The following is a 25466-nucleotide window of genomic DNA, read 5'->3' on the forward strand; positions in this document are numbered from 1 at the left end:
GACGGATATGGACAACTATCTCAAATTCTATATCGACGGGGCCTGGGTCGATCCTCTCGGCGGCCAGCGTCTATCCGTCGTCGACCCCGCCACCGAAGAGCCTTTCGCGGAGATAGCCATGGGATCGGCGGCGGATGCCGAGCGCGCCATCGCCGCCGCGCGTCGCGCCTTTGCTACCTTTTCGCAGACGACGCGGGAAGAGCGCCTCGGCCTGCTTGAGCGCATTCTTGAGATATTGAAACGTCGGCAGAACGAGATCGGCGACGTGATCTCTCATGAGATGGGCGCTCCTCGAAAAATGTCGCGGGATGAGCAGGCGGGTATCGGCGTGGCGCATTTCGAGCAGACGATCCGCGCCATGCGTGATTTTCCGTTCGAATACATGCAGGGCACGACCCGCATCGTCCATGAGCCGATCGGTGTCGTCGGCATGATCACGCCGTGGAACTGGCCGATCAACCAGATCGCCTGCAAGGTCGCCCCGGCGCTCGCCACCGGCTGCACCATGGTGCTGAAACCCTCGGAAATCGCGCCGCTCAACGCCATACTTTTCGCCGAAACCCTGCACGAAGCCGGTGTTCCCAAAGGCGTGTTCAACCTCGTCAACGGCGACGGCCCAACCGTGGGCACGGTGCTGGCGAGCCATCCCGATATCGACATGGTTTCCTTCACCGGCTCGACACGCGCCGGCATTTCGGTCGCGCAGGCGGCGGCCCCGACGGTGAAGCGCGTGCATCAGGAACTGGGCGGCAAATCGCCCAATATAGTGCTCCGAAGCGCTGACCTCGACGCTGCCGTGCGCGCCGGCGTGAGCAGGTGCTTTGCCAATTCCGGCCAGTCCTGCAATGCGCCGACCCGTCTTCTCGTCCCTGCGGAGCAAATGGACCGGGTGATTGGCATCGCCCGTGCGGCGGCGGAATCGGTCCGTGTCGGTACACCCGGCGATGCCGAAACGGATATCGGGCCGGTTGCCAGCAAAACGCAATTCGACAAGATCCAGAGCCTCATCCGCAAGGGAATGGAGGAAGGGGCGGAGCTCGTTGCCGGCGGGCTCGACCGGCCAGCGCATCTGAACAGCGGCTATTATATACGGCCGACAGTCTTTGCGCGTGTTACGAACGACATGACGATCGCGCGTGAAGAGATTTTCGGGCCTGTGCTTGCCATTCTCGGTTATGGCAGCGAGGACGAGGCGGCGGATATCGCCAACGACACGCCCTATGGGCTGGCATCCTATATTCAGGGCGCACCCGAGGAGGCGCGTGCCTTCGCACGACGGCTCAGAACCGGCATAGTGCGCCTCAACAGCTCCGCCTGGGATGGGGCCGCCCCCTTCGGCGGCTACAAGCAGTCGGGCAACGGTCGGGAATATGGCAAGTTCGGTCTGCACGAGTTCACCGAAATCAAGGGCATCGTCGGCTTCGAAGACTGACCGTTACGACCCATCTCGTATCGTGACGCGTTCATCGGGACTCGCCTCGAAATCGGGAAGCGTTAGACCTTCATCCCCATCGCGCCGTGCCGACGGCGATAACAGGGCCGGTTGCCTGACCAGTCGGCGAGCCGCCGAAAGGTTCGACGCTGATCGCGAAGGTGGTGCCTTCGGTGATGCTGTTGCGCATGTCTGGGGGGATTATAAGATCGCCATTCGTGCCGGGCTGGAAGACGCCGAGCGAGCGGGTCTTGCCGCCCTCCATCACCAGCCACAGTTCCAGCGATTTTTCATCGGTCTTGCCGGTTGCAACGGGCACAATGCGCATCCGCCCGGATTCCGCATCGTAGGAGGCGAGGAGATTAACCTGGCTGTCGGTCGTTGCAAGTTCGGCCACCAGCGGGGTGGCGCCCTGCCATTTTTCGGGGAAGGCGGCGTAAACGATGGCGGTCACGGCGGCTGCGCTGGTAGCAACCGAGATCCAGCGCCAGAAGGACGCGGAATTCCAGAGGCTGCCATTGGTATTGACGGTCCTGCTGCCGAACAGGCGTTCTTCGATACGCGCAAGAACAGTGGCGCTCGGTGCCTGCTCCTGGTAATCGGCATTGAAGTCGGAAAATTCCGCCTCCCAACGCTGCACCAGCTGTGCGAAGGCCGCGTCGTCCTGCATGCGTCGTTCCAGTTCACGGCGCTTTTCGAGCGGCAGCACGCCCAGGACATATTCACCGGCGAGGATGTCGTCGCGCGAATGCTTGCCGCCGCTCTGTTCGCCCGTCGTCATCGCTGCATGCACTCTCTGAGTTTGAGAAGACTGCGTCGCAGCCAGGTTCTGACCGTGTTGAGCGGCACGCGCAATTCTTCGGCGAGTTCGAGATAGCTCAAGCCCTCGACATAGGCCCGGCGCACCGCCTGTGCGTGTACGGTCTCAAGCTCGCGCATGCAGTCTTCGATCCTGCGGCCTTCATCGGCGAGAACGATCTGCTGCTCAGGATCGCGGACGCTCTCGTCGGCAAGATCGTAGGTTTCCTCAATGTCGTCGGTTATGGGCTTGCGCGCGCGGATCGTGTCTATTGCATGGTTGCGGGCAATGGCGGCAAGCCATGTGGCGGGTTTGCCGGCGCTGGCGGCAAATGTTCGCGCCCGCTGCCATACCTTGATATAGATTTCCTGCAGCGCCTCCTCGGCTTCCGTTCTGTCACGCAGAATTTTCAGGCAGATCGCGAAAAGCTTCGGACTGGTTGCCTGATAAAGCGAGACGAATGCTGAACGATCACCCATGCCGACGCGGTTGATAAGGCCTGCGATCTCTGTGCCCTGCATTCGAACCTTCCTTGCTGCGCCTCCTTTATAGGGTCGTCTTTCGCAGGAAGACAAGAGATGCATGCTCATGCTGCTAACCTAGCAACGACTGGGCCGCAGGGTTATCGCACTTAAGCGGCCGGTAAGAGGGGATGTCGTCATCATAGGCCCGTCGGATTTTCCAGCGGGCCGATCAGCCGCACCGTGATGAGATAGCCGATTGTAGCCGCTGCCGCGGAGACGAAGGTTCCCCATAGAAGATCGGCGACGGTCAGGGTCGCGGACCAGCTTTTCAACGTCGCCTGATTGGTCAGGTCGTAAGTGGCATAGGCCATGAAGCCGACCACTGCGCCATAAAGCAGCGCGGTCGTCCATTCCCCCGTCTGAAAGGCCGGGCGAACTGCAAGAAAAGTGAGGCCGGCGGCATAGATGAGGTAAAAGACAACCGCCGGAGCAAGCCGGAAGTTTTCTACCAGAAGATCGCCGATGGCCGGGCGGTAAAGACGCGACGCCATCGTGCTCAACCAGATGAAATCAATCACCAGAAAGGCGACGAGGGTAAAAAGGTAGGCTGCGAAATAGGTTTTCATTGGTGGTTTCCTTTGAAGGGCCTCGATAAGGAAGCGACGATGTGGGTCGAAGCAACGTGGAGATGTGGCTAGTCGATCCTTGTCCAGTTTATGCCCTTGCACAGCATACCGGCGACGATACAGCCTTTCGTGGTCATGCCGTTGCCGTTTATTGTCACTGTTATCCTGTAGGATTTATCCCGCTGGGGGTCGAAAGCGGTGCCGGAATAGCTGCCTGCCTCTGTCTGCTTTATGTCCATGATCAGCCGGTCCCCGGCCTTTTCCTTCGGAGTGCCCGGCTTGATCCAGGTGTTTGTGGCACAGATATTTTCACCGCAGGGCGCGATCAGTACTTTCGCCTTGCCGTCTCCGCGCGCCCAGTTGCCGTCGATATCGGCCGCCGTCGCGTTGGACGCGACCAGCAGTGGCCATAGGACGGAAGCAACCGTCAATCCGTTGATCATCATTCTCTCTCTCCGCAGTTTGGTCCCGCCTTATCTGTGTTCGATCGTGTAGACGCCGACGTTTATGCTCCCCTCGGCAAAGCCTGCCTCGCAATAGCAAAGGTAATAATCCCAAAGCCGTCGAAAGCGGTCATCGAAGCCGAGCAGGGAAATCGTCTGCCACCGCGCATGAAAACGCTGGCGCCATTCGGCGAGCGTGAGCGCGTAGGACTGGCCGAAAAGTTCCCTATCGGTGAGCTTCAGGCCGGTTTTGCCGACCGCCTTTTCGAGCGCGGCATTTGAGGGCAGAAAGCCGCCGGGAAAGACGTATTTCTGGATGAAATCCGCCTTACGCCGATATGTATCGAAGCGGCTTTCTTCAATCGAAATGATTTGCAGCACCGCACTGCCGCCCGGTTTCAGGCATCTTTTCAGTGTTTCGAAATAGCTCGGCCAATAGGCCTCGCCGACTGCTTCGAACATTTCGACGGAGACAATCCTGTCGAATTGGCCGTTCAGGTCGCGGTAATCCTGCAGCCTCAGATCGATGCGGTCTGTACTGTCGGCTTTTTCCGCCGCATTTTTTGCCCATTTTAACTGGGAGGGGGAGAGAGTGATGCCGGTGACGTTGGCTTTGGCCTGCGTAGCAAGGTGAATGGCGAGTGCGCCCCAGCCGCAGCCGATCTCCAATATGTTTTCGCCGCCGCTCAATTTCAGTTTATCGACGATACGTTCCAGTTTTTTCAGTTGGGCGGCTTCGAGCGTAGACGCCGTGTCGTCGAAAATCGCCGACGAATACAGCATAGAGGGATCAAGCCACTGCCGGTAAAACTCGTTGCCGAGATCATAATGCGCTTCGATATTGCGGCGGCTGCCGCGTCTGGTATTGGCATTCAACCCGTGCGCAGTGCGGTTGAGAAGGCGCATCGGCAGGCTGCCGCGCATTGACCTTGCGAACGCCTCGCGATTTTGGGCCGCAAAGCGGATCAGCGCCGTCAAATCTGGTGTGGTCCAGTCGCCTTCGATGAAACCCTCTGCAAAGCCGATGTCGCCGTTTAGCAGCATCCGCCGGATCGCCCGCCAGCTATGCAGGACAAGAATTGCCTCGCTGCCATTCGTTGCGCCGGATTTTTCAATGAAGCCGCCACCGGGAAGAATGACATGTAATCTTCCCCTGTCGATATTGCTCAACAGCCGGTTGATGAGCCACGTGCCTGGGCTGATGCGGTCGTTCAGGCGCGTATTCTTCGCCGATAATTCCGTGAGATTGTCAAACGGGGTCATGAATTTTGGCCTCGATTTGCGACGATGAAGGATGACGGAAGGAGACTGGACCGGCAGGCGGCAGCGGCCGTTTTCTGAGCTGCACGCCTTTCAGCCAAATTTTCAGGGCCTCCCAATGAATGCCCAGAATGACCTTGAGCGTCAGGAGGGGAATGGCGAAGAAAGCTTTCAGAAGCGCACCGTCCGTCAATTCGACACGCCGGGCCAGATGCCGGGCGGTCAGGATCAGGCCGTCATTGTCGAAAGTATCGATGACGATTTTCAGCCTGTCGCCGGGCGGGGCGACGCGGAAAACATAGTGGAGATCCATGTCCATGAATGGAGAGACATAAAAGGCCTTGTCGCATCGCTGGACGATCTCGGTCGATTTGCCGGCTTCCACCGGGATCAGGTATGAGTGTCTCTCGCCAAACGTGTTGTCCACCTCCCAGAGGATAGCTTTGAGCGACAAGTCGCGCCCGTAGCAGAAGAAGACACTGAGTGGGTTGAAGGCCCAGCCGAGTACGCGCGGCATGGTGAGCAGACGTATCGGCCCTCCGTCCACTGCCATGCCTGCCGCCGTCATGGCTGCCTCGATCTGCTGGCGCAGCCCGAGGGCGCTGCGGTTGCCGCGGTCCCTGCTGTGAAACGAGAACAGGTTGAACCGGTCTACGGAGAAAAATCGCAATTTCCGGTCGAGCACGTTCAACTCATCGAGGTCGACGAGCAGCGAATAAATCCGGTAGGCGAGCTTATGGGTTTTCGGCTTGAAACGCGCATGCGTTACATGGCCGGGAAAAAGCGCCGAGGTGAGGAGAGGCGTCATGCCATCGCCTCCATGATTTCCGTGTCTGTCGCAATCGTCGCCAAATCCAGGCGAATGATCCGGTTGTTGTCGTCAGCAACCTTCCATGGACGGGATACGCCGCCAAGATCTTCGGCGACGGCAAGGCCGGCCTGAAGACCATCTTCATGAAAACCGGATCCGAAATAAGCGCCGCAGAACCAGGTGTTTCGCAGACCCTGCAAGGCCCATAGCTCCTGACGCATCTGTTCGGTGCCAGCGTCAAAAACCGGATGGTGATAGGTTTCCTCGGCGATGATTTTTCCTTGATCCGGTTCCCGCGCCGGATTCAGCGTTACGAAAATGTCCGGGATTTCGCCCAGCGGCTGAAGCCTGTTCATCCAGTAGGTAATGCTCGGCAGGCTCGTTTTAATGCGCGTGTCGGCCACATAGTTCCAGCTTGACCAGGCAGCACGGCGGCGCGGCATGAAACTGCTGTCGGTGTGAAGCACGGCGCGGTTTTGGGTGTAGGCAAACGCGCCAAGAATGCGCCGTTCGGCGCGTGTTGCGTCCGCGAGCATGTCGAGCGCCTGATCCGCATGGGTTGCTATTACCACGTCATCGAAGCGCATGGCTTTGCCGTCCGCAGTGGTGATTTCGACGCCGTCCGGCAGGCGGTGGATGCGCTTAACCGGCGTCGAGAGGAGAATTCGATCCGCAAACGGCGCCGTGATGCGTTTCACATATTCGCGCGAGCCGCCGACGACTGTGCGCCAGACCGGCCGATTGCGCAGCAACAGCAGGCCGTGATTGCGGCAGAATTTGATGAAATGCGCCGCCGGATAACGGCCGACCTCCATGGCCGGCGTGGACCAGATGGCCGCAGCCATGGGGTAAAGATGATCGTCGCGGAACGCTGAACCATACCGGTTGCGGGAGAGATATTCGTCGAGAGACAGATCGCCCATCAAATGCAGGTCGCGTGGGGCATTGCGGTAAAAGCGCAAAAGGTCCGCAAGCATCGCCCAGAAACGTGGCCTCAGGATGTTGGACTTCTGGGCCAGCAGGCCAGGTCCGGTTCCGCCGGAATATTCGAAACCGCCATCATTCAGAGAAACGGCGAAAGACATGTTCGAAGCTGTAGTCGCCACGCCCAGTTGCTGGAAAAGCGCAGTGAGATTGGGATAGGTCTGCTCGTTATAGACAATGAATCCGGTATCGACATGGACTTGTCCATGGTCCGTGCTGAACGTCACCGTATTGGTGTGGCCTCCGATGCGGTCAGCCGCTTCGAAAACAGTTACATCGTGTCGTTGCGACAAAAGCCAAGCCGCTGACAAACCGGAAATTCCCGTTCCGACGACGGCGATGCGGCGGCTTTGTTCTTTTTTCGCTTCGGTATCGACCATTTTTCCTCGCTATAGCACTGCCAATCCAGTCTTGGGGACTGCGACATGTACGAGGAGGCCGCCCGATCAGTTTCACCGGCGCATCGATTTTTTGAAATTTTGTCCGGCGCCTGAAACTATTTTGCCGGTCCGCTCGTATTTGCCATCACGAAACCCGACCTCAAACCATTCAAAATGGCGAGCGAATTAGTGATGTTTTCTGTAGTCCTGACGCTTGCCATTCTCATGTCGCTTCTGATGGCGGGCGCTTGGGCGTTGCAGAGAGCAACCGGTTCAAGCGGCTGGATCGACGCGGTCTGGGCTGCGAGTGTCGGGCTTGGCGGAATTTTCGCTGTTGTTTTCGCCGTGGGAGACGGCTGGCGGCGCGGTGCTACACTTTTCCTGGTCGTTGTCTGGTCCCTGCGGCTTGCTGGCCATATCGGCATGCGTACGCAAGGAGGCGGGGAAGATCCCCGTTATGCAAAGCTTATGGAGCAATGGGGGAGCGCTGCCGCCCTGCGGCTGTTCATCTTCCTGCAGATACAGGCAATCGCCGCTTTCGTGCTCGTTCTTGCGGTCTATCTTGCCGCAAGCAACACCCATGTTTTTCCGCGTATGGTTGACGTTATCGCCATGGTGGTTGCCCTTGGTGCGCTGGCAGGCGAAGCGCTCTCCGACGTCCAGCTCTGGAAATTCAGAAAGACCGCAGCGGCAAAAAACAGTGTCTGCGAAACCGGGCTGTGGCGTTATTCCCGCCATCCCAACTATTTTTTCGAATGGCTTTTCTGGTGCGGTTTTCCGCTGCTGGCCATTCAGGGGCAGGCCTTGTCATGGGTATCGCTCGCCGCACCGGCGATGATGTACTGGCTGCTTGTCCATGTCTCCGGCATTCCGCCGCTTGAAGACCATATGCTCCAATCGCGCGGGGAAAAATTCCGCGCCCTTCAACAACGCGTCAACGCCTTTTTTCCGGGGCCGCGCAAGAACGAGGACAAGCCATGAACATGCTCGCACTCGCCATCAACGCCGCCGAGCGCGCGCCGCTCAGCGACAGCGTGACGCTCGCCGGAATAGATATGCTCTGCGCACGGACGAAGCGGCGGCTTGCCGCCATTACAGCGGATGCGGAAGAGGCTTTCGCGGCGGATATGGTGAAGTTTCCCGTCGCCAGCCATACCGACGATGCAAACAAACAGCATTATGAAGTACCCGCGGCATTTTTTGCGCTCGTTCTGGGAGAGCAGCGCAAATATTCCTGCTGTTATTATGACGATGCCACGACGACGCTGGATGAAGCTGAAAATATTGCTTTGGCCAAGACCTCGGCCCATGCCGGCCTTGAGGACGGCATGGATATTCTGGAACTCGGCTGCGGATGGGGTTCGTTATCCCTCTATATGGCCGGCCGTTTCCCAAATGCGCGCATCACGTCAGTCTCGAACTCCGTGTCGCAGCGCGAATATATAATCGGTCGTGCCCGAGAACGGGGTTTTTCAAACCTTTCTGTAGTGACGGCCGATATGAATGGTTTCACGACGGGCGATCGATTCGACCGTGTCGTATCGGTGGAAATGTTCGAACATATGTCGAATTGGCGCGTGTTGTTCGAGCGTGTTCACTCGTGGCTGAAGCCGGACGGCAGGTTTTTCATGCATGTGTTCAACCACCGCGACCGATCCTATCGTTTCGACCACAACAATCCTGCCGACTGGATCGCCCGGCACTTCTTCACCGGCGGCATCATGCCGGCCTTCGACCTTCCCCATCGCTTTAGTCAGCTTTTCGCCGTCGAGCGGGAGTGGCGCTGGTCAGGGTCGCACTATCGTCGGACAGCGCTCGATTGGCTCGAAAATTTCGACGAAAAAATTGACCGTATCCGGCCCATTCTGCAGCAAACCTATGGTGCCGACGCCCGGCTGTGGGAAAGGCGATGGCGATTGTTCTTCCTGGCGACCGCGGGGCTTTTCGGGCATGAGGGCGGTGACGTGTGGGGTGTGGGGCACTACTTTTTTAAGAGGGTTTAGTGTTAGCGCCACACAATCGGCGTCGGCACGTTCTAAAAACCGCGCTCGAAACGTTTGCACCCCCGCAACAATGAATAGGCTGGCCGCATCTTTTGAGCATGTCGAACGTTCTTGCACAGAGAGAGGCTGGAGAAAGTCGTGAGTTCAGTTACGCCGAAACTGGATAGTTGCGGCGCCTAGCCCATTCATATCCCCGACGCCATTCAGGAGCATGGGGCTCTTCTTGTCCTGTCTGCTAGGGAGCTTTTCGTGGTGCAGTTTTCTTCCATTCGGTTCCTTCCCGGAAAGCTACTATTATTCGGACGCCGACCTGGTCGTGCCAAACGCCGCCGCGACGCGTGCCATGGCGCTCAAGATGGCAGTTGTCACGACCCTACCGGAGGAACTTTTCCTGCTCCAAACCATGGGTGCGTGAGACGGTGCGCGGTTGGATGTCTAATTCTGGACTGTGGTTGTCGCGCAAGCAGCGCCGGACGTTTCGTCAGCCGCGGCTGCGACGCGAAGCTTATGGCGATATGCTGGGCGATATTAAGGAGCGTCAGGACCAGCAGGCCAAGCCGACGATAAAGAGTAACAGCGACAAGAATGGCTACGTCAAGCATGCCCGTAGGCCGGGCCGGCGGAAGGACATCATGAGCGATCCAACGGTGATTGCAGAACGAAAGAAGGCGCTGTTGCCACTCGATGCTGCCGAATAGCGCATCGATAAATTGTCTCAAAGCTGAAGCCGAAGGGGTGTATCTACCATCCGCCCCGATCTGAAAAGTCTCCGTGGATTCAGGCCCCCGCAACCAGATAAAAGCCCGCTTTATGCGGGCTTTTTTGTTTTTGCGGACAAAATCCTACCCGCACGGATATCGCGCAGCATGCGGCGGCCGAGCCGTGTCGAAGACCGGCTCATGAGGTCAGTTCGCAATTTCGGCCAATCGGACCATTATAACGGATATTTGGTGGATACGGCGCATCAGCAGCGACGGTTCAATCAGTAAGACAGGAAACGTCCACCGAAAATAACTCCCGTCCAAGACAGCATGGAGATCAAGGCGGCAAACCTTGGCAGTTAACTACGAGGCTCTGATTGCAAGAATTTCAACGAGATAGCTCGGCATCGTCACGCTAAAAGTGCATCGTTGATATTACTGAACACCTACGCCGATAATGCTCTACGATTAAAATGCCAGATATTTCAGCTGTTTGGGGATGGTTGAACATCAAGGTCAGCGGTTCGGTTCCCATTCACCGCAAAACGCTTTTGGAATCGCAGGGTCGAAGATCCTGTTCTCTTCAAGGCTAAAAGATAAAGTTGCTGCTTGCCTCAGTTCAGCAGACCCAACGTTTTTCTGAGCGCTTCCGACCAGACCGCATAGCCTGCCGCATTCAGATGAACCAAATCTGGCAAATAATAACGGAACATCGGCAGGCCATTTTCACCGATGAGGCCGGCGTTCGGATCAAGCCAAGTCGTGCGTTCGCGGCCGTTGCACCAGTCGCGCGCCGTCTGGTTGAAGAGACCGAATTCATGGCGGTATATCCAGCGCGCCGGACTGTGCTTGATCGCCAGAACAAACACGTCCGCCTGCGGTAGCGTTCGAGAGATGCCATCCCGCAAATCCTGCAGGTGCCGAAGCGTCGTCTGAGCCTTGAGGCCGTCGCTGGCAATATCGTTTTCGCCGAAATAAAGCACCACTCTGCCTGGCTTCAAGGGAACCAGGAGCTGGCGCAGGTAGTGGCTGGCGGAGAGGTAAGTGCCGCCGCCAAATCCCAGATTGACGATATCCAGCGAGCCGAGATCCTCGGTGACGGAGTTCCAGATTCGAAACGAGGATGAGCCATAAAAGGCGATCGGATTGTCTGGAAGGCCGATGCGCTGAAGGCGGGCCAGAATGGCGATGATATCGTTTTCGTGACGGCTGGTGCCGATATTGGCCGGGAAGTCGTACATGACGGTCCTGAAACATGTGGTTTGAAAGCCGGATGCCGCCATTTCGGCATCCCGCGGTCGGCTGAGGTTACGAAAGCGCTTGGTGAAGGACAGTCAAGGCCCCTTTCGTCAGGGCGTCATCCGCACCCATGGATGTCTTGAGGCCGAATACATCCGCGGCAACCAGGTAGAGGTCGTTCAGCCCGTCATTGCCGACGACAGCTGCCTCGTCTCCTTCCGCATACCATCCCGTCTCACGGGCCTGCCGAAACTCCTCCCCGATGACCAGTCCCCGCACATAGGAGCGCAGCTGATCCGGCGAAAGCCGGCCGGCAAGCCCGCCGGTTCGCGCCGAAAACAGCAGCGAGAGCATGGCGGCGGATCGTTTTGCCTCTTTCAGACCCCAGCGATATGCCTCGGGATCATCGACCGGCGGCTGCGTTGAGCCGCGCGCGATGAAGGAATGATTGATGAGCAGGTTGAAGATTTCACCGGTCACGAATGTCTGGAAACCGTCGATCCGCCCCGCCTTTACCCGCGCCCATTTGCTGTGGGTTCCGGGAATGATGAGGGTGGCGTCTTCGCCAAGGCCGTGGCCGACGATCTGGGTTTCTTCGCCGCGCATCACATCCGGAAAGGGCTGGCGGGCGGGGTCGTTTAGACCCGGCAGGAAGACGAGGTCGGAGCCGTTCGGCAGCGACCTGCGCACCGTGCCGGCGGCAAGTTCCGCCGGGCCTGCCGGGCAAGGCACATAAGCGACCTCGACCCAGCCATTGCGGCTGGTGATCATGCCGAGTGCGGCGACGGGCAAGGCCCCGTGGCGCGAGAACCAGGGTGCGAGTGCCGCCATCAGCGCCGCCTCATGCTCACCCTTGCCGAGGCTCGAAATACCGTCGGCTGTTTCAAGATGATCGAGCTCTTCGCCGCCTTCACCAACGAGCGCCGCCCTCAGTGATGTCGTTCCCCAATCAACGATGATCGATGTTGCCGCTGCTGCCATGTCTTGAACCTCCTCGTTCATTTCATCTTGGGGCTTGTCATAGGGTGCGAGTCTATGTAGTGTCAATTAGTGAATTCAAGGTATCAAAATATGATACTTATTTGGGAGGAAAAAAATGGTGGCTGGCCTCAAGGGGATTTTGCCTGTTCTGCCCACGCCGTTTCTGGCGGATGGCGGCATTGACGAAGCAGGTATGAAGCGGCTGGTGGTCTTTGCGCTCGACAAGGGCGTGGATGGTGTCGTGTTTCCCGGTTTTGCAAGCGAGGTGGAGACTTTGAATGCCGCCGAGCGTGCAACGTTGCTGAAGATCGTCGTGGATGCGGTGGCCGGTCGGGTGCCGGTTGTGGCCGGCGCCAGTGCGGCCGACTGGCGTGAGGTGGTCGAGCATGGGCGGGCGGCATCGGCGCTTGGCATTCGCCACCTGATGGTGCAGCCGCCCAAATCCGTCGGCACGGATGCGCCGGCGCTGATCGAATTCCTCGGCCGGATCGTCGAGGCGCTGCCCGAGGTTGAAATCATACTGCAGAACGCGCCTGCGCCGCGCGGCTCCGACCTTTCGCCGCAGGCGATCGTGGAGATCGTGCGCGCCTTGCCGCAGGTGACCTACGTCAAGGAAGAAACGCTTCCCGCCGGCCCGGCCATCAGCCACATCATCGCCCATGCGCCTTCGACCCTGAAGGGCGTCATCGGTGGCGGCGGCGCCCGTTACATTCTCGACGAATATGCCCGAGGTGCTACGGCGGCCATGCCGGCGCTGGAGATCGCCGAGGAACATGTGGCTATCGACCGGGCGCTTGTTGCCGGGCGGCAGGAAGAGGCTCGCCGGATCTATGTCCGCACCCTCCCGCTTCTGGTGTTGCAGGCGGTCTATCGCATGCGGCTGACCAAATATGTACTCGCCCGTCGCGGCGTGATCGAAGGCGTCGGTGTGCGTGCACCGACACCCGAGCTTGATGCGGCGGCCATTGCCGATATTGACGCAAATCTGGTCGAACTTGGCCTCGTTGCCGCGGAGGCCGCATGAACAGCCCCATCGCAACCGTCGAAGTCTTCACGCTGACCCAGCCGCGCAAGGTTCCCTATCTTGGCGCGCTCAGGGACGGCGAGGTGGTCAATCCCAACGGCTATATCGTGCGCAAGGGCAATCGCACGGTCTACCCCACCTTCGACCGCAGCGTGCTGGTGCGCATGACCACCGAGGCCGGCACTGTCGGCTGGGGCGAGACCTATGGCATCGTCGCCCCCGGCGCGGTTGCCGCCCTCATCAATGATCTTCTCGCCGGTTTCGTGATCGGCCGCGATGCGTCCGATCCTTCGACGATCTATGACGACCTCTACGACATGATGCGGGTGCGCGGTTATACCGGCGGCTTTTACGTCGATGCGCTCGCCGCGCTTGATATTGCGCTCTGGGATATTGCCGGACAGGAAGCCGGCAAATCGGTTCGCGACCTTCTTGGTGGCGGGGTAGATACGTTTCCGGCTTATGTTTCCGGCCTGCCTGAACGAACGCTGAAGGCGCGCGGGGAACTGGCGAAATATTGGCGGGATCGCGGTTTTGACGCTTTCAAATTCGCAACGCCGGTGGCTGACGACGGCCCGGCGGCGGAAATCGCCAATCTCCGGCATGTCCTTGGGCCTCAGGCGAAGATCGCCGCCGACATGCACTGGAACCAGACGCCGGAGCGGGCGCTGGAACTGATTGCCGAAATGCAGCCCTTCGACCCGTGGTTCGCCGAAGCGCCGGTCTGGACGGAGGACATCGCCGGACTGGAAAAGGTTTCGAAGAATACCAACGTGCCGATTGCCGTCGGCGAGGAATGGCGCACCCATTGGGATATGCGCGCCCGCATCGAACGCTGCCGCATCGCGATCGTGCAGCCGGAAATGGGCCATAAGGGCATCACCAATTTCATCCGCATCGGTGCCCTTGCCGCCGAACACGGCATTGACGTGATCCCGCACGCCACCGTTGGCGCCGGCATCTTCCTTGCCGCCAGCCTGCAGGCGTCGTCGACATTGTCGATGCTGAAGGGACACGAATTCCAGCACTCGATCTTCGAGCCGAACCGCCGCCTGCTGGACGGTGACATGGATTGCCGCGAGGGCAGGTATCACCTGCCGTCCGGATCGGGACTTGGGGTAAGACCGTCGGAGGCGGCGCTCGGTCTGATTGAACGTATCTGATTTGGTTTTTTGGAGGAGGAAACCATGACCGAAAGAATGAAAAAGCTGGCGCTCAGCACCGCGACCGCCGTTTTGATGACCATGGGCGCTGTTGCGCCTGCGATGGCCGATACCGTGCTGAAGTTCATTTCCTGGCAGACCGATGATGCCGGAACGGGCGAATGGTGGCACTCCGCCATCGCCGCCTTCGAGAAACAGCATCCGGGCGTGAAGATCGAATTCACCAAGGCGGAGCGCAGTTCCTACGCGGACACGATGACCACGCTTTTCGCCGCCAACCAGCCGCCGCAGATCGTGCATCTGGCGTCCTTCGAATTCCAGATGTTTGCCGATAGCGGCTGGCTGGAACCGCTCGACCCGTGGCTGAAGAAGGACGGCATCGACATGACCGGCTGGGCCGGCCAGCAGAAATGCGAATGGAACGGCGAAACCGTTTGCATCATGACCAACTATTTCGGTTTCGTCATGGCCTATAACAAGAAGCTGCTGGAAGAAGCGGGCGTTGCGGTTCCGAAGACCTATGACGAGTTTCTGGCCGCCGCAAAAGCCACGACCAAGGATCTGAACGGCGACGGCATCATCGACCAGTTCGGCACCGGCCACGAAACCAAGGGCGGCCCGGGGCAATATCTCACGGAAATGCTGAACTACATCATCGATGCCGGCGCCTACTGGACCGACAAGGACGGCAACATCACCATCGACACGCCACAGATGGTCGAGGGCCTTTCACGCTGGAAAACCGTGATGAAGAGCGGCATCAGCCCGGTCGACATGAGCGCCAGCGACGTGCGCAAGCTGTTTGCCGATGGCAAGATGGCGATGCGGCTCGATGGGCCGTGGCTTTACGGCACGACCGAAAAGGGTTCGGCCAAGAGTGACATCGTCTACGTCGCGCCGCCGCTTCATCCGCCGCTCGGCGGGTCTTCCAACGTACTGGCCATGCCGGCCGATATTCCCGACGACCAGAAGGCATTGGTCTGGGATTTCATCAAGCTGACGATGACGCCGGAATTCCAGCGCAGTTACGCCACCCTTGGCGGTAACACCCCGCCAAGCCCGAAGGCGGACGTCTCGGGTGTTGAAAAGACCATCCCGCATTTTCCGGTGCTGATCGAAACAATGAAGGCCGCGTCGGAAGCCGGTATCGACCGCATTCCGACCGGGCTTGAGCTTTTCTACAACGAGTTCAGCAAGATGGTGATGGAAGAAAGCCAGCGGATGATCATTCAGGATCTCGATCCGGCGGAGGTGGCGAAAACCATGCAGGCAAAGGCCGAAGCCATCAAGGGTTGATCCCCATTGTCCTGATCTTGTTGTCCTGCCATGGCCCGTAAAGGGCCATGGCCATCATTCGCATCCGGCAGGAGGACCATCCATGACCGAACCCGTTCGGGCTGGGCGTCGCAAGTTCTTCGATCTTGCGCGTCCCAGCCGGCAACATCTCCTCGGCTATATTCTGATCGCGCCCGCGGTCCTGATGGTTGCCGCCATCATCGTCTGGCCGCTCGTGCTGGCCATCGATCTGTCGTTCCAGCAGGTCAAGATACCAAGGCTTGGCGGCGCCAGCCGGCCGTTTTCGCTGAGCAACTACACCTGGCTGTTCTCGTCGCCGGAATTCTGGCTGGCCTGCTGGGTAACGCTGAAACTAATCATCGTCGTTACTGCCGGCAGCGTCGCGGTTGGCCTCAGCACGGCGCTTCTCGCCAATAACCGTTTCAAGGGCCGTACCGTCGCGCGGCTGGGAATGGCGCTGCCCTGGGCGGTACCGGAAATCATTGCGGTCGTTATCTTTGCGTGGATGTTCGACACCTCCTTCGGCCTGTTCGGCTGGCTGGCGATCAAGCTCGGTTTCACCGATCAGATGATCCCGTGGGTCAGCAGTTCCACGGCCGCCTTCTGGGCCGTGGCGATCACCATGGTGTGGAAGGGTTTTCCTTTCGTCTCGATCATGTGTCTGGCCGGCCTGCAGTCCATCCCCGCCGATTACTATGCGGCGGCCAAGGTCGATGGCGCGAGTGTGTGGCAGCGTTTCCGCTGGATCACCATGCCGCTTTTGATGCCGGTGCTGGGCGTGACGCTGGTGCTGACGCTGCTTTGGGTATTCCGCGACTTTTCCATCATCAAGGTTCTGACCGGCGGCGGGCCGCTGCGTTCAACCCAGACGCTGTCGATCATGACCTATGATCAGGCCTTCCAGTATCACAATTTCGGCCGTGCCGCCGCCGTCGGCGTGCTGACACTGGTGATCTGCATCGTCGCGAGCCTCCTGATGCTCGGCCGGCGTTCGAAATCGATCTATTGAGGAGGCTTTGATGAAACGGACATTTTTACAGAGCCTTGCCCTTTACGCGACTGTGATTTTCACGCTGGTGATGATCCTGTTCCCGGTCTACTGGCTGCTGGTCACAGCGCTTTCCACCACCGATGAGCTGTACCGCCTGCCGCCGACCTTCTGGCCGGACGATCCGCAGTGGGACATCTTCGCCCGCGTCTGGGCGGCAAAACCGATCCTGCTGTGGCTTTGGAACTCGATGCTGGCGGCCATCGGCTCGGTGGCGCTGTCGATGCTGGTCTCGGTCAGCGCCGGTTATGCGCTGTCGCGTTATTCCATGCGGGGCGGCGCGACGATGGGTCTCTTCGTGCTCACGGCCAAGATGCTGCCCGCGACGCTGCTGGTCATTCCGCTGTTTTCGATCTTTTCCAGCTTCGGCCTGATCGGCAGCCTGTGGACACTGGTGCTGGCGCATTCGACAATGATCATTCCTTTCGCCACATGGATGCTGAAAGGCTATTTCGACACCATTCCGAAGGAACTGGAACAGGCTGCCATGGTCGACGGCTGCTCGCCGATCGGCGCGATGGTGCGCGTCGTGCTTCCCATCGCCACGCCGGGGCTTGCCGCCACCGCACTTTATGCCTTCGTGCTCAGCTGGGCAGACTATGCCTATGCGCGCACCTTCCTCGTCAACTCGCCGGACAACTGGACGGCCAATCTCGGCATCACCACGATGCAGGGCGAATATGTCACCTACTGGAACGACATTTCCGCCGCATCCGTGTTCATCGCGCTGCCGATCATCGCAATCTACCTGTTCCTTGAACGTTATTTGGTCGGCGGCCTCACCGCTGGCGCGGAGAAATAAGCATGGCCAATATTTCCATTCGCAACGTCAGCAAGTCCTATGGCGCGCTCAACGTCCTCAGGCCCTTTTCGCTTGAGATCGAGAATAGCGAGTTCGTGGTGCTTGTCGGGCCTTCCGGCTGCGGCAAGTCGACGATGCTGAAAATCCTCGCCGGTCTCGAACCGGCAAGCGAAGGCCAGATTTTCATCGGCGAAAACGAGGTCACAGACCTTGCGCCGGGTGACCGCGACATCGCCATGGTGTTTCAGAACTATGCGCTTTATCCGCACCTGACCGTTCGCCAAAATATCGGCTTCGGCCTCAAGATGCGCGGCACCGACAAGGCCGAGATCGACCGCCGGGTTGATGATGCGGCGCGCATTCTGGAAGTGACACCCTATCTCGATCGCAAGCCCAAGGATCTCTCGGGCGGCCAGCGCCAGCGCGTTGCACTTGGCCGTGCCATCGTGCGCCAGCCGCAGGCCTTCCTGATGGATGAGCCGCTGTCCAACCTCGATGCCAAGCTGCGCGTCCATATGCGTGCCGAGATCGGCGCGTTGCACAAGCGCATCGGCGTCACCACCGTTTATGTGACGCATGATCAGGTCGAGGCGATGACGATGGCGGATCGCGTCGTCATCATGCAGGGCGGCATCATCCAGCAGATCGCCGCACCCGACGAGCTTTTCAACAATCCGGCCAATCTTTTCGTTGCCGGGTTCATCGGTTCTCCGGGCATGAATTTCCTCAACGCCGAACTGCGTGACGGCACTGTTACCCTGTTTGGGCAACAGGTCTCCCTGCCGGGGGTCCTTGACCGTCAGGGCAGCGTGATCGTCGGCCTGCGGCCGGAACACCTCGTTTTGGGCGATGCGCCTGTTACCTTCGAAGTCCGCCCGACGCTGGTGGAAAGCCTGGGATCGGAAAAATATGTCTATTTCGATGCGGAGGGCGCAAGGGTCGCAGATGGCGAAGAAGGCAAGTCCAAGGGGCTGATCGCGCGCGTCTCGCATACCGGCAATCTTCCCGGCAATGAGGCGCTCCGGCTCGGTTTCGATCCGGCGCAGCTTTATCTCTTCGATTCAAAGACCGGAGCAAGGCTATGATCCTTGTCACCGGATCGTCAGGCCGTGTCGGCCGTGCCGTTGTCGCCGCCTTGCGCGCGCAGGGCCGAACCGTTCGCGGCTTTGATCTCAGACCATCGGGAATCGGCGGCGAGGAGGTTGTAGGGTCACTTGAGGATGCGCAGGCTTTGTCCGACGCCATCAAGGGTGTGAGCGCCGTTCTGCATCTGGGGGCGTTCATGTCCTGGGCTCCGGCGGATCGCGACCGCATGTTTGCCGTCAATGTCGAGGGCACGCGCCGGCTTCTGGATGCGGCGTCAGCAGCTGGCGTGCGGCGGTTCGTTTTCGCTTCCTCGGGTGAGGTCTATCCGGAAAACCGGCCGGTGTTCCTGCCGGTCACCGAGGACCATCCACTTTGCCCCAATTCGCCGTACGGTCTGACCAAGCTTCTGGGCGAAGAGTTGGTGCGCTTTCACCAGCGAAGCGGCACGATGGAAACGGTGATCCTGCGTTTCTCGCATACGCAGGATGCGGCGGAGCTGCTGGATGAGGACAGTTTCTTTTCCGGCCCCCGGTTTTTCCTGCGGCCACGCATCCGCCAGCAGCAGAATTTCGGAAACACTGCCATCGCCGAATTGCTCCAGTCCCGCGATATCGGCGAACCCGCGCACATTCTGGCGCGCAACGAAAACGGCCGGCCGTTCCGCATGCATATAACCGAGACACGCGATATGGTGGCGGGCATTCTGCTTGCCCTCGACCATCCCGAAGCGGCGGGCGGCATCTTCAATCTCGGGGCGGATGAACCTGCGGATTTCGCCGTGCTTCTGCCGAAAATTGCGGCGCTGACCGGCCTGCCTATCGTGACAGTCGATTTTCCTGGCGACGGCGTTTATTACCATACGTCCAACGAGCGGATCAGAAACACTTTGGGGTTTGAAGCGGAATGGACGATGGACAGGATGCTGGAAGAGGCAGCGGCCGCAAGGCGGCAGCGGCTCGCGAAGGAGCTGAGGCAATGAAACCCGAGACGCCAGGCGGCACCGCGGCGCTGGCCAAGGGGCTGACCCTGCTTGACATGGTCGCCGATGCGCCGGAACCACCGCGTTTTGCGGAGTTGTTGCGCGCCTCCGGTCTGCCGAAGCCGACATTCGCGCGCATCCTGCGCACCCTCATCGCCTATGGCCTCGTCCGTCAGGATGAGGCCCGTGGCACCTATGTTCTCGGCCAGCGTTTTCTGGAAATGTCCCACAAGGTCTGGGAGAGCTTCGATCTCGTCTCGGCGGCGACGCCGGAACTGGAGCGGCTGGCCGCTGAACTGGGTGAGACGGTTGCGCTGTGCCGGCTTGACGGCACCATGACGCAATATCTCGCCGAACGCTCGCCGAACGGTCTTTCGGTGCGCGTCGAGGTGGGGCGCCGCGTGCCCCTGCATTGCACCGCACCGGGCAAGGCGCTGCTCGCCTTTCAGGACCCCGCCGTTGGCCGCGCGCTGCTGGATCGCCTGACGCTCGATCTGCAGACACCCAGAACCATTACCACCCTCGATGCGCTGCAGGCGGATCTGACGCTGACGCGGGCGCGGGGTTATTCGATTTCCTACGAGGAGCATCTGCCGGGCGTGAATTCGGTCGCTGCCCCTGTCATGGGCCGGGACAATACGCCGATGGGCGTGCTTGTTGCGCTCGGGCCGTCGTCGCGGCTGGATTCCTCCAATATCCATCCCGCCGGGCGTGAATTGATTGCCGCCGCCCGCCGCATTACCGGTGCAGCCGGGGCCGTGGCGATCAGCTCGCGACCGCGCCCGCGTTCGGCAACGGGCCGCCCCAGTGCCGAACTCAGCTGCATTCTGCCATGGGGCGCGCAGCTGGGGGAAAGCCCGGTCTGGCACGAGGGGGAAAACGCGCTCTATTGGGTGGATATCCTGCATCCGGCGGTGCACCGCTTCGATCCCGCTACTGGCCGCAACGAAACCTGCGAGACCGGCAAGCTGGTCAGCGCCGTCATTCCGGTCACCGGCGGGCGATTGCTGGTGGCGTCGCAGGATGGCGTCGAATGGCTGGATTTCGCCTCCGGCCGGCTGACACCCTTCGTCAGCCCGGAGGCTGGCATTGCCGATAACCGCCTGAACGACGCCAAATGCGGGCCGGATGGCGCGATCTGGGTCGGCTCGATGCGCATCGACGCTTCCAAGCCCACGGGTGCGCTTTATCGCATCAATGCCAATGGCGCATCCGAGCGCAAGGAAGGCGGCATCATCGTCTCAAACGGTCTCGGCTGGAGCCCCGATGGTAGGACGTTCTATTTCGTCGATACAGTGCCCGGCCTCATCCACGCCTATGATTGCGATCCGTCGACGGGCGCGCTGTCGCAGCGCCGTGAATTCGCCCGCATTCCGGTGGCCGATGGCCGGCCGGATGGTCTGGCCGTGGATGCCGAAGGCGGCGTCTGGTGCGCCATCTGGGATGGCTGGTGCGTGCGCCGTTATCTTCCGAACGGCAAGCTCGACCAGGTGATCGACATGCCGGTGCCACGCCCTTCCAGCATCGCTTTTGGCGGGCCGGACCTGTCGACGCTGTTCATCACCAGCGCCCGCACGCGCCTGCCTGCCTCCACACTCGCCGACGCACCGCTCTCCGGCGGCCTGTTTTCCTGCCGCCCGGGAATTGCCGGCGCGCGCATCTCGCTGTTTGAAGGATAAAGGATGCGTCTCGAAAGCGTCTTTGGTTTGAAGGGCCGCACGGCGCTCGTCACCGGTTCCAGCCGCGGCATAGGCGCCGCCATTGCCGAGGGGCTGGCGGGCGCGGGCGCCCATGTCATCCTGCATGGCGTAAAGCCGGGCGCTGCCGCAGCCGTGCAGCACCGGATCGTCGCAAGCGGCGGCACGGCGCAGGAACTGGCGGGCGATCTTTCCGAACCCGGTGCCGGTCGTGATCTCATCGAACGGGCCGAGGCGATAGCACCGGTCGATATTCTTGTCATCAATGCCAGCGCCCAGATCAACGCTGTGCTGTCGGAACTGACGCCGGACGATCTGGCGTTTCAGCTGGCGGTCAATCTGGGCTCGACGGTGGACATGCTGCAGGCGGCCCTGCCGCGCATGGCGGCCCGCAAATGGGGCAGGGTGGTTTCCATCGGCTCGGTCAATCAGCTGCGGCCGAAGGGCATCGTCACCGCCTATGCCGCGACCAAGGCAGCGCAGCATAATCTGATTCAGAGTCAGGCGCGGGATTATGCGCGCGACAATGTGTTGCTCAACACGCTCGCGCCCGGCCTCATCGACACAGACCGCAATGCCCACCGTCGTGATGAGGACCCCGAAGGCTGGGCGGAATACGTCCGGACGCTGAACTGGATGGGCCGTGCCGGGCAGCCGGAAGAAATGGTGGGCGCCGCCATCTTCCTGTCTTCCGAGGCCTGCAGTTTCATGACCGGGGAGAACATTTTTCTGACGGGTGGATATTGACGGATTTGCCGGCACGGCTTGCTACCAGCGGCATGCTGCCGTTCAGGCATATTCGGCGAAAAGAGGAGAGTGAATACCCCTTGAACAGCGTAACGTCAGCAGAGTGGCAGGAATTTGTGACCCAGAGGTCGAGGAAGCTTCCCGACCCCACCGTGGCCGAGGCCCTGTTGAGGTTTCAGCTGGTTCCCGGAGGCCCCCAAAACGAAACCGCGGACGCGTGCATTCATCGCGGCGATCTCACGATTGACGGGGATTTCGTCCCGTCTTCATGGATCACTGTGATCGACGGAAACCTGCATGTCAGCGGCAAAGTCTCAACATGCATCGAAGGGGGCGATGGCCATGTTACCCTCGTTGTCTTTGGTGATCTGAAGTGTGGCAGCATCGACAATGACTGGGCCAGCATTATCTTCGTCACCGGAGATGCCATCGTCAGGGACTGGGTTTTTGCGTCCAGGGAAGACTCGTCGATGGTTGTCGGTGGCGATTTCAGGACGCCGATTTTTATCGGTGCCGATATCTGGGTATCTGTCGGCGGCTCTGTCGAGATGGAATACGGATACGGGTATGCAGTCGCTCTTGCACGGTTCGCTGATGCCTATGGCGCACCCCAGGTACGGCCGACCTATGGTTGGCGCGAGTTGGCCATGAAGCTCGGCTTGGGGCAGGGTCGTATTCGCGAGGAGCAGCTTATGGAATTACTGGAAGAGCGTTTGCGAACGACAGGAAGCCTGTTGCGGCCGGTATGAACGCAGGGGCATGATCCTCAACTGGCTGTATGCATCCCACAACGTTTACTTTCGGACGCGGCAGTCTGATCCCATGGACGATGACGAACTGGAGAAGAAATGAGGAATACAGAGCGTTCAAGTCCGCTTCGGCACCTTGGGGTATCGACCATCGGCAGCTTTTGCTCTGCATTTTTGAGTTTCGGGGTGGCCACAGCAATGTCGGCGGACATGACGGCGGAGCGCCTTCTCACTATTTGTGAAGCGCCCACCGTGCAGACCGCGATGATCAAGGGTGACGAACTTGGCTGGCCGCGGCTGACCGATGCGGAAACGCAGGAGTGGCGTCGTAGCTTCGTCGCCTATAATGGCGGTTCGGTGGACGTTGTGGGCTGGCGGCACGAGAAGGCAGGCGGAGCCGAGTCATTGTCTTTTTGGCTTGCTACTGGTCCGAACGGACACAAAGCATGCGCATATTCCACGCCAAGACCTGCCGGTTTCCTGGATGCATTATCGGAGAGGCTTGGTGCACCGGATAATCTGGACAAGAATGACGCGATCGAAAGTACGACAGCCTGGTGGAAACGAGGTTCGGTCGAGTATTCTTTTGTTCAGGTAGGTTCGTCCGCCGTCGTCAATATCGGCTCAAGTCGGTGAGGTCGTGGCGTATATCGCAGGTAAATTGTCACGCAACCCGACGAACCGCCTCAAAACTCGAGACGTAAAAGGTTTCAGGTTTTTCGCGAGATAATATCGCTGGAACTGAAGGCGAAGATCGCAATCATCAAGAAGCTAAGTGCGGATGCCACTTGGGCACCCCATGACTGACTTTGAGCGACGAACATAATTCCCCAGCTGGGTTCAGGCGGCGACACACCGAGTCCGAGAATGTCCAGCACCGCATGTGACGCAACTGCCCACGCGAAGACGGAGATCGTGAGCGCGGCACCGGCACCAGGCGAAGTATCTCGTTGGAACACATACGCGATTGCGACACCCCACAGCGGGCCAAGCACAAAGCAGTTCGCCCAACCTGTCAGTCCCGCGCCGGCAATGACAATCAGTGAAATGATGAACAAGGGCAAAATGGCGATTGTGCAAAGTGCGGTTGTGAGCAAACGGTTTGGCCACCGCGGTGCCAACAGGAACGACGGAATGACAAAGCACACATATGCAAGCAGGACAATCGGACGCCCGAACCATTTTGGCGTTCCGGCTCCCATAAGATATCCCGATGCGCAAGCAAGGAGGGTCGTCGTGAATCCCGTCAGGAGCGTGTACCTGCTGCCCGCAAGAAATCGCGAAAGCATATCTCGTCCCAGTTCATCGGTGCCAAACAGATGGGCTGAGCTTGCCGGAACAAGGCGATGGTCCAGATTCACAACATATGCGCTTTGAAGCGGCATGAGCAGGGTGATCGTCAGCATTGCGAGAATGAAAGCAGCTCCTGCGACGCAGGACATCGTTCTGAAATTCATTCGGAAAAACCTCCCGTCTTGCACAGGATGCAAAACCGATCACCCAAGTGCGTTGGGCGATTTCTGACGCCGATCGTATATGACAGATTACGGTTACCGAACAGGCCAAGGACATCCGTCTACAGAGGAGGTTTGAGATTTCCTGGCAGGTCGTGGGCATCGATCAGATCGCGTGATACATGAGGTCTGTTTTCTGTGCGGTGTGTAGTCGCTCGCTCCAGCTAAACGTTTGACATCTGACTATTGTCACCGCCCCGGCACAATAACGAGGATATTGAATCCCTCATTGATATTGAAGTCTCGGGAACTGAGAAGTTCGCTTCCATGTTCGGCCATGAACCAGACCCAGGTGTCTTGGTCGTAAATGGCGGTAACCGTTTCCTCCATAGCACTCTCGATAGCGTCGATGATTTCGATCGCGGTCCTGCCCCGCGTATTGAGATGCGTGAGTTTTTTCCTCACCGGGCTGCCAGCATTGGAGATGGCGATGGACACTCTGTCCGTCGCGTAGCTTTTGACCCGGACCCGTAGCCGCTTCGGGCGAGCAGCATCAAAGCGGTCGTTGATGGCTCTGATACGCGCCTCAATGCCCTGATCGTCAGGATGAGCCTCGGGCAGGACGTCGCCTGCAGGCGCAAGCTCGTCGCCAAACTGCGTGTGTGCCACCTCGGCAGCGTGATGCGCGTATGCGAGATGAGTAACGGGTAGTGCCTTCAGCCATTTGCGGCGTTGCGTGATCGCCATCGACTTTGCCGCTTCCTCGCCCAGTTTTGCGATGGAGAAGTTTTCTCTTTTCTGTCCCTCATTGGTCATCAGAGTTGCCTGCCATATGTCGCCGTCGGTGGTCTCGATGCGCCTGACGCCGGAGATACCGCTTCGGTTGTTTCTGCGCAGAAGTACGGCCTGTTCGTGATTGGTGGCGGGCGGAATGGCAAGGATGATGGCGTCGCGGTAGGCGCGCGCCTGACGATAGGCGGCATCGCTTGAACCGTAGATGCTGTCCTTGAACAGCCTGACGATCCTGTGGCCGCGCCGCCTGACACTGACCCACCATCCTGCCCCATGGTGAGCGCCGGCGGCTTCTTCGCGGCGCAAGCCGTAACTGTCGGCGTCGTGTTTTATCTGCCTCGGGTTTCTTTCGAGCGTCACTTCATACCTCAACCTGTCAGATTTCATCGATGGAATTTTGGCATATCAAGGTTGCGGAATTCATGGTGAATCCATGGTTTCGCCACAATGTTTGATTGCATTCTGTCGAGATTTTGACAGCTGATTGATTTTTTTGGCTCTGCTAT

25 protein-coding genes and 1 pseudogene are annotated in these 25466 nt (G+C 59.4%); 15 read left to right on the forward strand and 11 right to left on the reverse strand.

Translation table 11 applies throughout. The features are described from left to right. Positions 1–7: 7 nt before the first annotated feature. On the forward strand, positions 8–1432 hold the full coding sequence (locus CFBP4996_RS20545) for an aldehyde dehydrogenase family protein (RefSeq protein ID WP_080854001.1): 1425 nt from the start codon (positions 8–10) through the stop codon (positions 1430–1432). 70 nt (positions 1433–1502) lie between these two features. Here the strand turns inward: CFBP4996_RS20545 and CFBP4996_RS20550 are convergent, their stop codons facing one another. From CFBP4996_RS20550 to CFBP4996_RS20580, 7 genes are all read right to left on the reverse strand, one after another. Beyond that, entirely contained in the window at positions 1503–2213 is a 711-nt protein-coding gene (locus tag CFBP4996_RS20550; RefSeq protein ID WP_080854000.1) for an anti-sigma factor, read from the reverse strand. Beyond that, on the reverse strand, positions 2210–2752 hold the full coding sequence (locus CFBP4996_RS20555) for a sigma-70 family RNA polymerase sigma factor (protein ID WP_080853999.1): 543 nt from the start codon (positions 2750–2752) through the stop codon (positions 2210–2212). The genes CFBP4996_RS20550 and CFBP4996_RS20555 overlap by 4 nt, the downstream gene beginning before the upstream one ends. A gap of 140 nt (positions 2753–2892) precedes the next feature. Beyond that, positions 2893–3321, reverse strand: coding sequence for a DUF2177 family protein (locus CFBP4996_RS20560; protein WP_080853998.1), 429 nt, complete (start codon positions 3319–3321; stop codon positions 2893–2895). Positions 3322–3389: 68 nt separating this feature from the next. Further along, positions 3390–3767 (reverse strand): DUF2147 domain-containing protein, encoded by a 378-nt coding sequence (locus CFBP4996_RS20565; RefSeq protein ID WP_031234429.1) that lies wholly within the window; start codon positions 3765–3767, stop codon positions 3390–3392. Positions 3768–3794: 27 nt separating this feature from the next. Next, positions 3795–5027 (reverse strand): SAM-dependent methyltransferase, encoded by a 1233-nt coding sequence (locus tag CFBP4996_RS20570; RefSeq protein WP_080853997.1) that lies wholly within the window; start codon positions 5025–5027, stop codon positions 3795–3797. After that, positions 5014–5832: a DUF1365 domain-containing protein gene (locus tag CFBP4996_RS20575; RefSeq protein WP_080853996.1), complete on the reverse strand. Its 819-nt coding sequence runs from the start codon at positions 5830–5832 to the stop codon at positions 5014–5016. The genes CFBP4996_RS20570 and CFBP4996_RS20575 overlap by 14 nt, the downstream gene beginning before the upstream one ends. Beyond that, positions 5829–7199 carry an NAD(P)/FAD-dependent oxidoreductase gene (locus tag CFBP4996_RS20580; protein WP_080853995.1) on the reverse strand — a complete coding sequence of 457 codons (1371 nt, stop codon included), beginning with the start codon at positions 7197–7199 and terminating at the stop codon, positions 5829–5831. Before CFBP4996_RS20580 ends, CFBP4996_RS20575 begins: the two co-directional genes overlap by 4 nt. Before the next feature lie 192 nt (positions 7200–7391). On the opposite strand from CFBP4996_RS20580, the gene CFBP4996_RS20585 reads away from it, so the two are divergent. From CFBP4996_RS20585 to CFBP4996_RS20595, 3 genes and pseudogenes are all read left to right on the forward strand, one after another. After that, positions 7392–8180, forward strand: coding sequence for a DUF1295 domain-containing protein (locus CFBP4996_RS20585; RefSeq protein WP_080853994.1), 789 nt, complete (start codon positions 7392–7394; stop codon positions 8178–8180). Beyond that, complete coding sequence (locus tag CFBP4996_RS20590) at positions 8177–9202, forward strand: SAM-dependent methyltransferase (RefSeq protein ID WP_080853993.1); 1026 nt, start codon at positions 8177–8179, stop codon at positions 9200–9202. The genes CFBP4996_RS20585 and CFBP4996_RS20590 overlap by 4 nt, the downstream gene beginning before the upstream one ends. 509 nt (positions 9203–9711) lie before the next feature. Then, positions 9712–9900: pseudogene (locus tag CFBP4996_RS20595) on the forward strand (ISNCY family transposase); the annotation flags it as partial. A 617-nt stretch (positions 9901–10517) separates the two neighbouring features. Here the strand turns inward: CFBP4996_RS20595 and CFBP4996_RS20600 are convergent. Next, the gene (locus CFBP4996_RS20600; protein WP_080853990.1) at positions 10518–11144 is read right to left on the reverse strand and encodes a GDSL-type esterase/lipase family protein; all 627 of its coding nucleotides are present in this window, start codon (positions 11142–11144) and stop codon (positions 10518–10520) included. A gap of 67 nt (positions 11145–11211) precedes the next feature. After that, entirely contained in the window at positions 11212–12123 is a 912-nt protein-coding gene (locus CFBP4996_RS20605) for a 2-dehydro-3-deoxygalactonokinase (protein ID WP_080854831.1), read from the reverse strand. 115 nt (positions 12124–12238) lie between these two features. Here CFBP4996_RS20605 and CFBP4996_RS20610 point away from each other — a divergent pair, with 115 nt between their 5' ends. The 11 genes from CFBP4996_RS20610 to CFBP4996_RS20660 all read left to right on the forward strand — a co-directional run bounded on the left by CFBP4996_RS20610 (position 12239) and on the right by CFBP4996_RS20660 (position 23350). Then, positions 12239–13147 (forward strand): dihydrodipicolinate synthase family protein, encoded by a 909-nt coding sequence (locus CFBP4996_RS20610; protein ID WP_080853989.1) that lies wholly within the window; start codon positions 12239–12241, stop codon positions 13145–13147. Further along, a complete protein-coding gene (locus CFBP4996_RS20615; RefSeq protein WP_080853988.1) occupies positions 13144–14310 on the forward strand; it encodes a mandelate racemase/muconate lactonizing enzyme family protein in 1167 nt (388 codons plus the stop codon). Before CFBP4996_RS20610 ends, CFBP4996_RS20615 begins: the two co-directional genes overlap by 4 nt. 24 nt (positions 14311–14334) lie before the next feature. Then, positions 14335–15606: an ABC transporter substrate-binding protein gene (locus CFBP4996_RS20620; RefSeq protein ID WP_080853987.1), complete on the forward strand. Its 1272-nt coding sequence runs from the start codon at positions 14335–14337 to the stop codon at positions 15604–15606. 82 nt (positions 15607–15688) lie between these two features. Beyond that, the gene (locus CFBP4996_RS20625) at positions 15689–16615 is read left to right on the forward strand and encodes a carbohydrate ABC transporter permease (RefSeq protein ID WP_080853986.1); all 927 of its coding nucleotides are present in this window, start codon (positions 15689–15691) and stop codon (positions 16613–16615) included. A 10-nt stretch (positions 16616–16625) separates the two neighbouring features. Then, positions 16626–17456: a carbohydrate ABC transporter permease gene (locus tag CFBP4996_RS20630; protein WP_046800465.1), complete on the forward strand. Its 831-nt coding sequence runs from the start codon at positions 16626–16628 to the stop codon at positions 17454–17456. Positions 17457–17458: 2 nt separating this feature from the next. Next, entirely contained in the window at positions 17459–18541 is a 1083-nt protein-coding gene (locus CFBP4996_RS20635) for an ABC transporter ATP-binding protein (protein ID WP_080853985.1), read from the forward strand. After that, positions 18538–19521 carry an NAD-dependent epimerase/dehydratase family protein gene (locus CFBP4996_RS20640; protein WP_080853984.1) on the forward strand — a complete coding sequence of 328 codons (984 nt, stop codon included), beginning with the start codon at positions 18538–18540 and terminating at the stop codon, positions 19519–19521. Before CFBP4996_RS20635 ends, CFBP4996_RS20640 begins: the two co-directional genes overlap by 4 nt. Further along, complete coding sequence (locus CFBP4996_RS20645) at positions 19518–21200, forward strand: SMP-30/gluconolactonase/LRE family protein (protein WP_080853983.1); 1683 nt, start codon at positions 19518–19520, stop codon at positions 21198–21200. The genes CFBP4996_RS20640 and CFBP4996_RS20645 overlap by 4 nt, the downstream gene beginning before the upstream one ends. A 3-nt stretch (positions 21201–21203) precedes the next feature. After that, on the forward strand, positions 21204–21965 hold the full coding sequence (locus tag CFBP4996_RS20650) for an SDR family NAD(P)-dependent oxidoreductase (protein WP_080853982.1): 762 nt from the start codon (positions 21204–21206) through the stop codon (positions 21963–21965). Then, on the forward strand, positions 21962–22714 hold the full coding sequence (locus CFBP4996_RS20655) for a hypothetical protein (RefSeq protein WP_080853981.1): 753 nt from the start codon (positions 21962–21964) through the stop codon (positions 22712–22714). Before CFBP4996_RS20650 ends, CFBP4996_RS20655 begins: the two co-directional genes overlap by 4 nt. Before the next feature lie 99 nt (positions 22715–22813). Next, positions 22814–23350, forward strand: coding sequence for a hypothetical protein (locus tag CFBP4996_RS20660; RefSeq protein ID WP_080853980.1), 537 nt, complete (start codon positions 22814–22816; stop codon positions 23348–23350). Positions 23351–23424: 74 nt separating this feature from the next. Here the strand turns inward: CFBP4996_RS20660 and CFBP4996_RS20665 are convergent, their stop codons facing one another. Continuing rightward, the gene (locus CFBP4996_RS20665; protein ID WP_080853979.1) at positions 23425–24171 is read right to left on the reverse strand and encodes a hypothetical protein; all 747 of its coding nucleotides are present in this window, start codon (positions 24169–24171) and stop codon (positions 23425–23427) included. A gap of 246 nt (positions 24172–24417) precedes the next feature. Then, the gene (locus CFBP4996_RS20670) at positions 24418–25320 is read right to left on the reverse strand and encodes a hypothetical protein (RefSeq protein ID WP_233283584.1); all 903 of its coding nucleotides are present in this window, start codon (positions 25318–25320) and stop codon (positions 24418–24420) included. Positions 25321–25466: the final 146 nt, after the last annotated feature.

This window comes from Agrobacterium leguminum (genome assembly GCF_005144435.2).
In the GTDB taxonomy this organism is placed as follows: Bacteria; Pseudomonadota; Alphaproteobacteria; order Rhizobiales; family Rhizobiaceae; genus Agrobacterium; species Agrobacterium leguminum.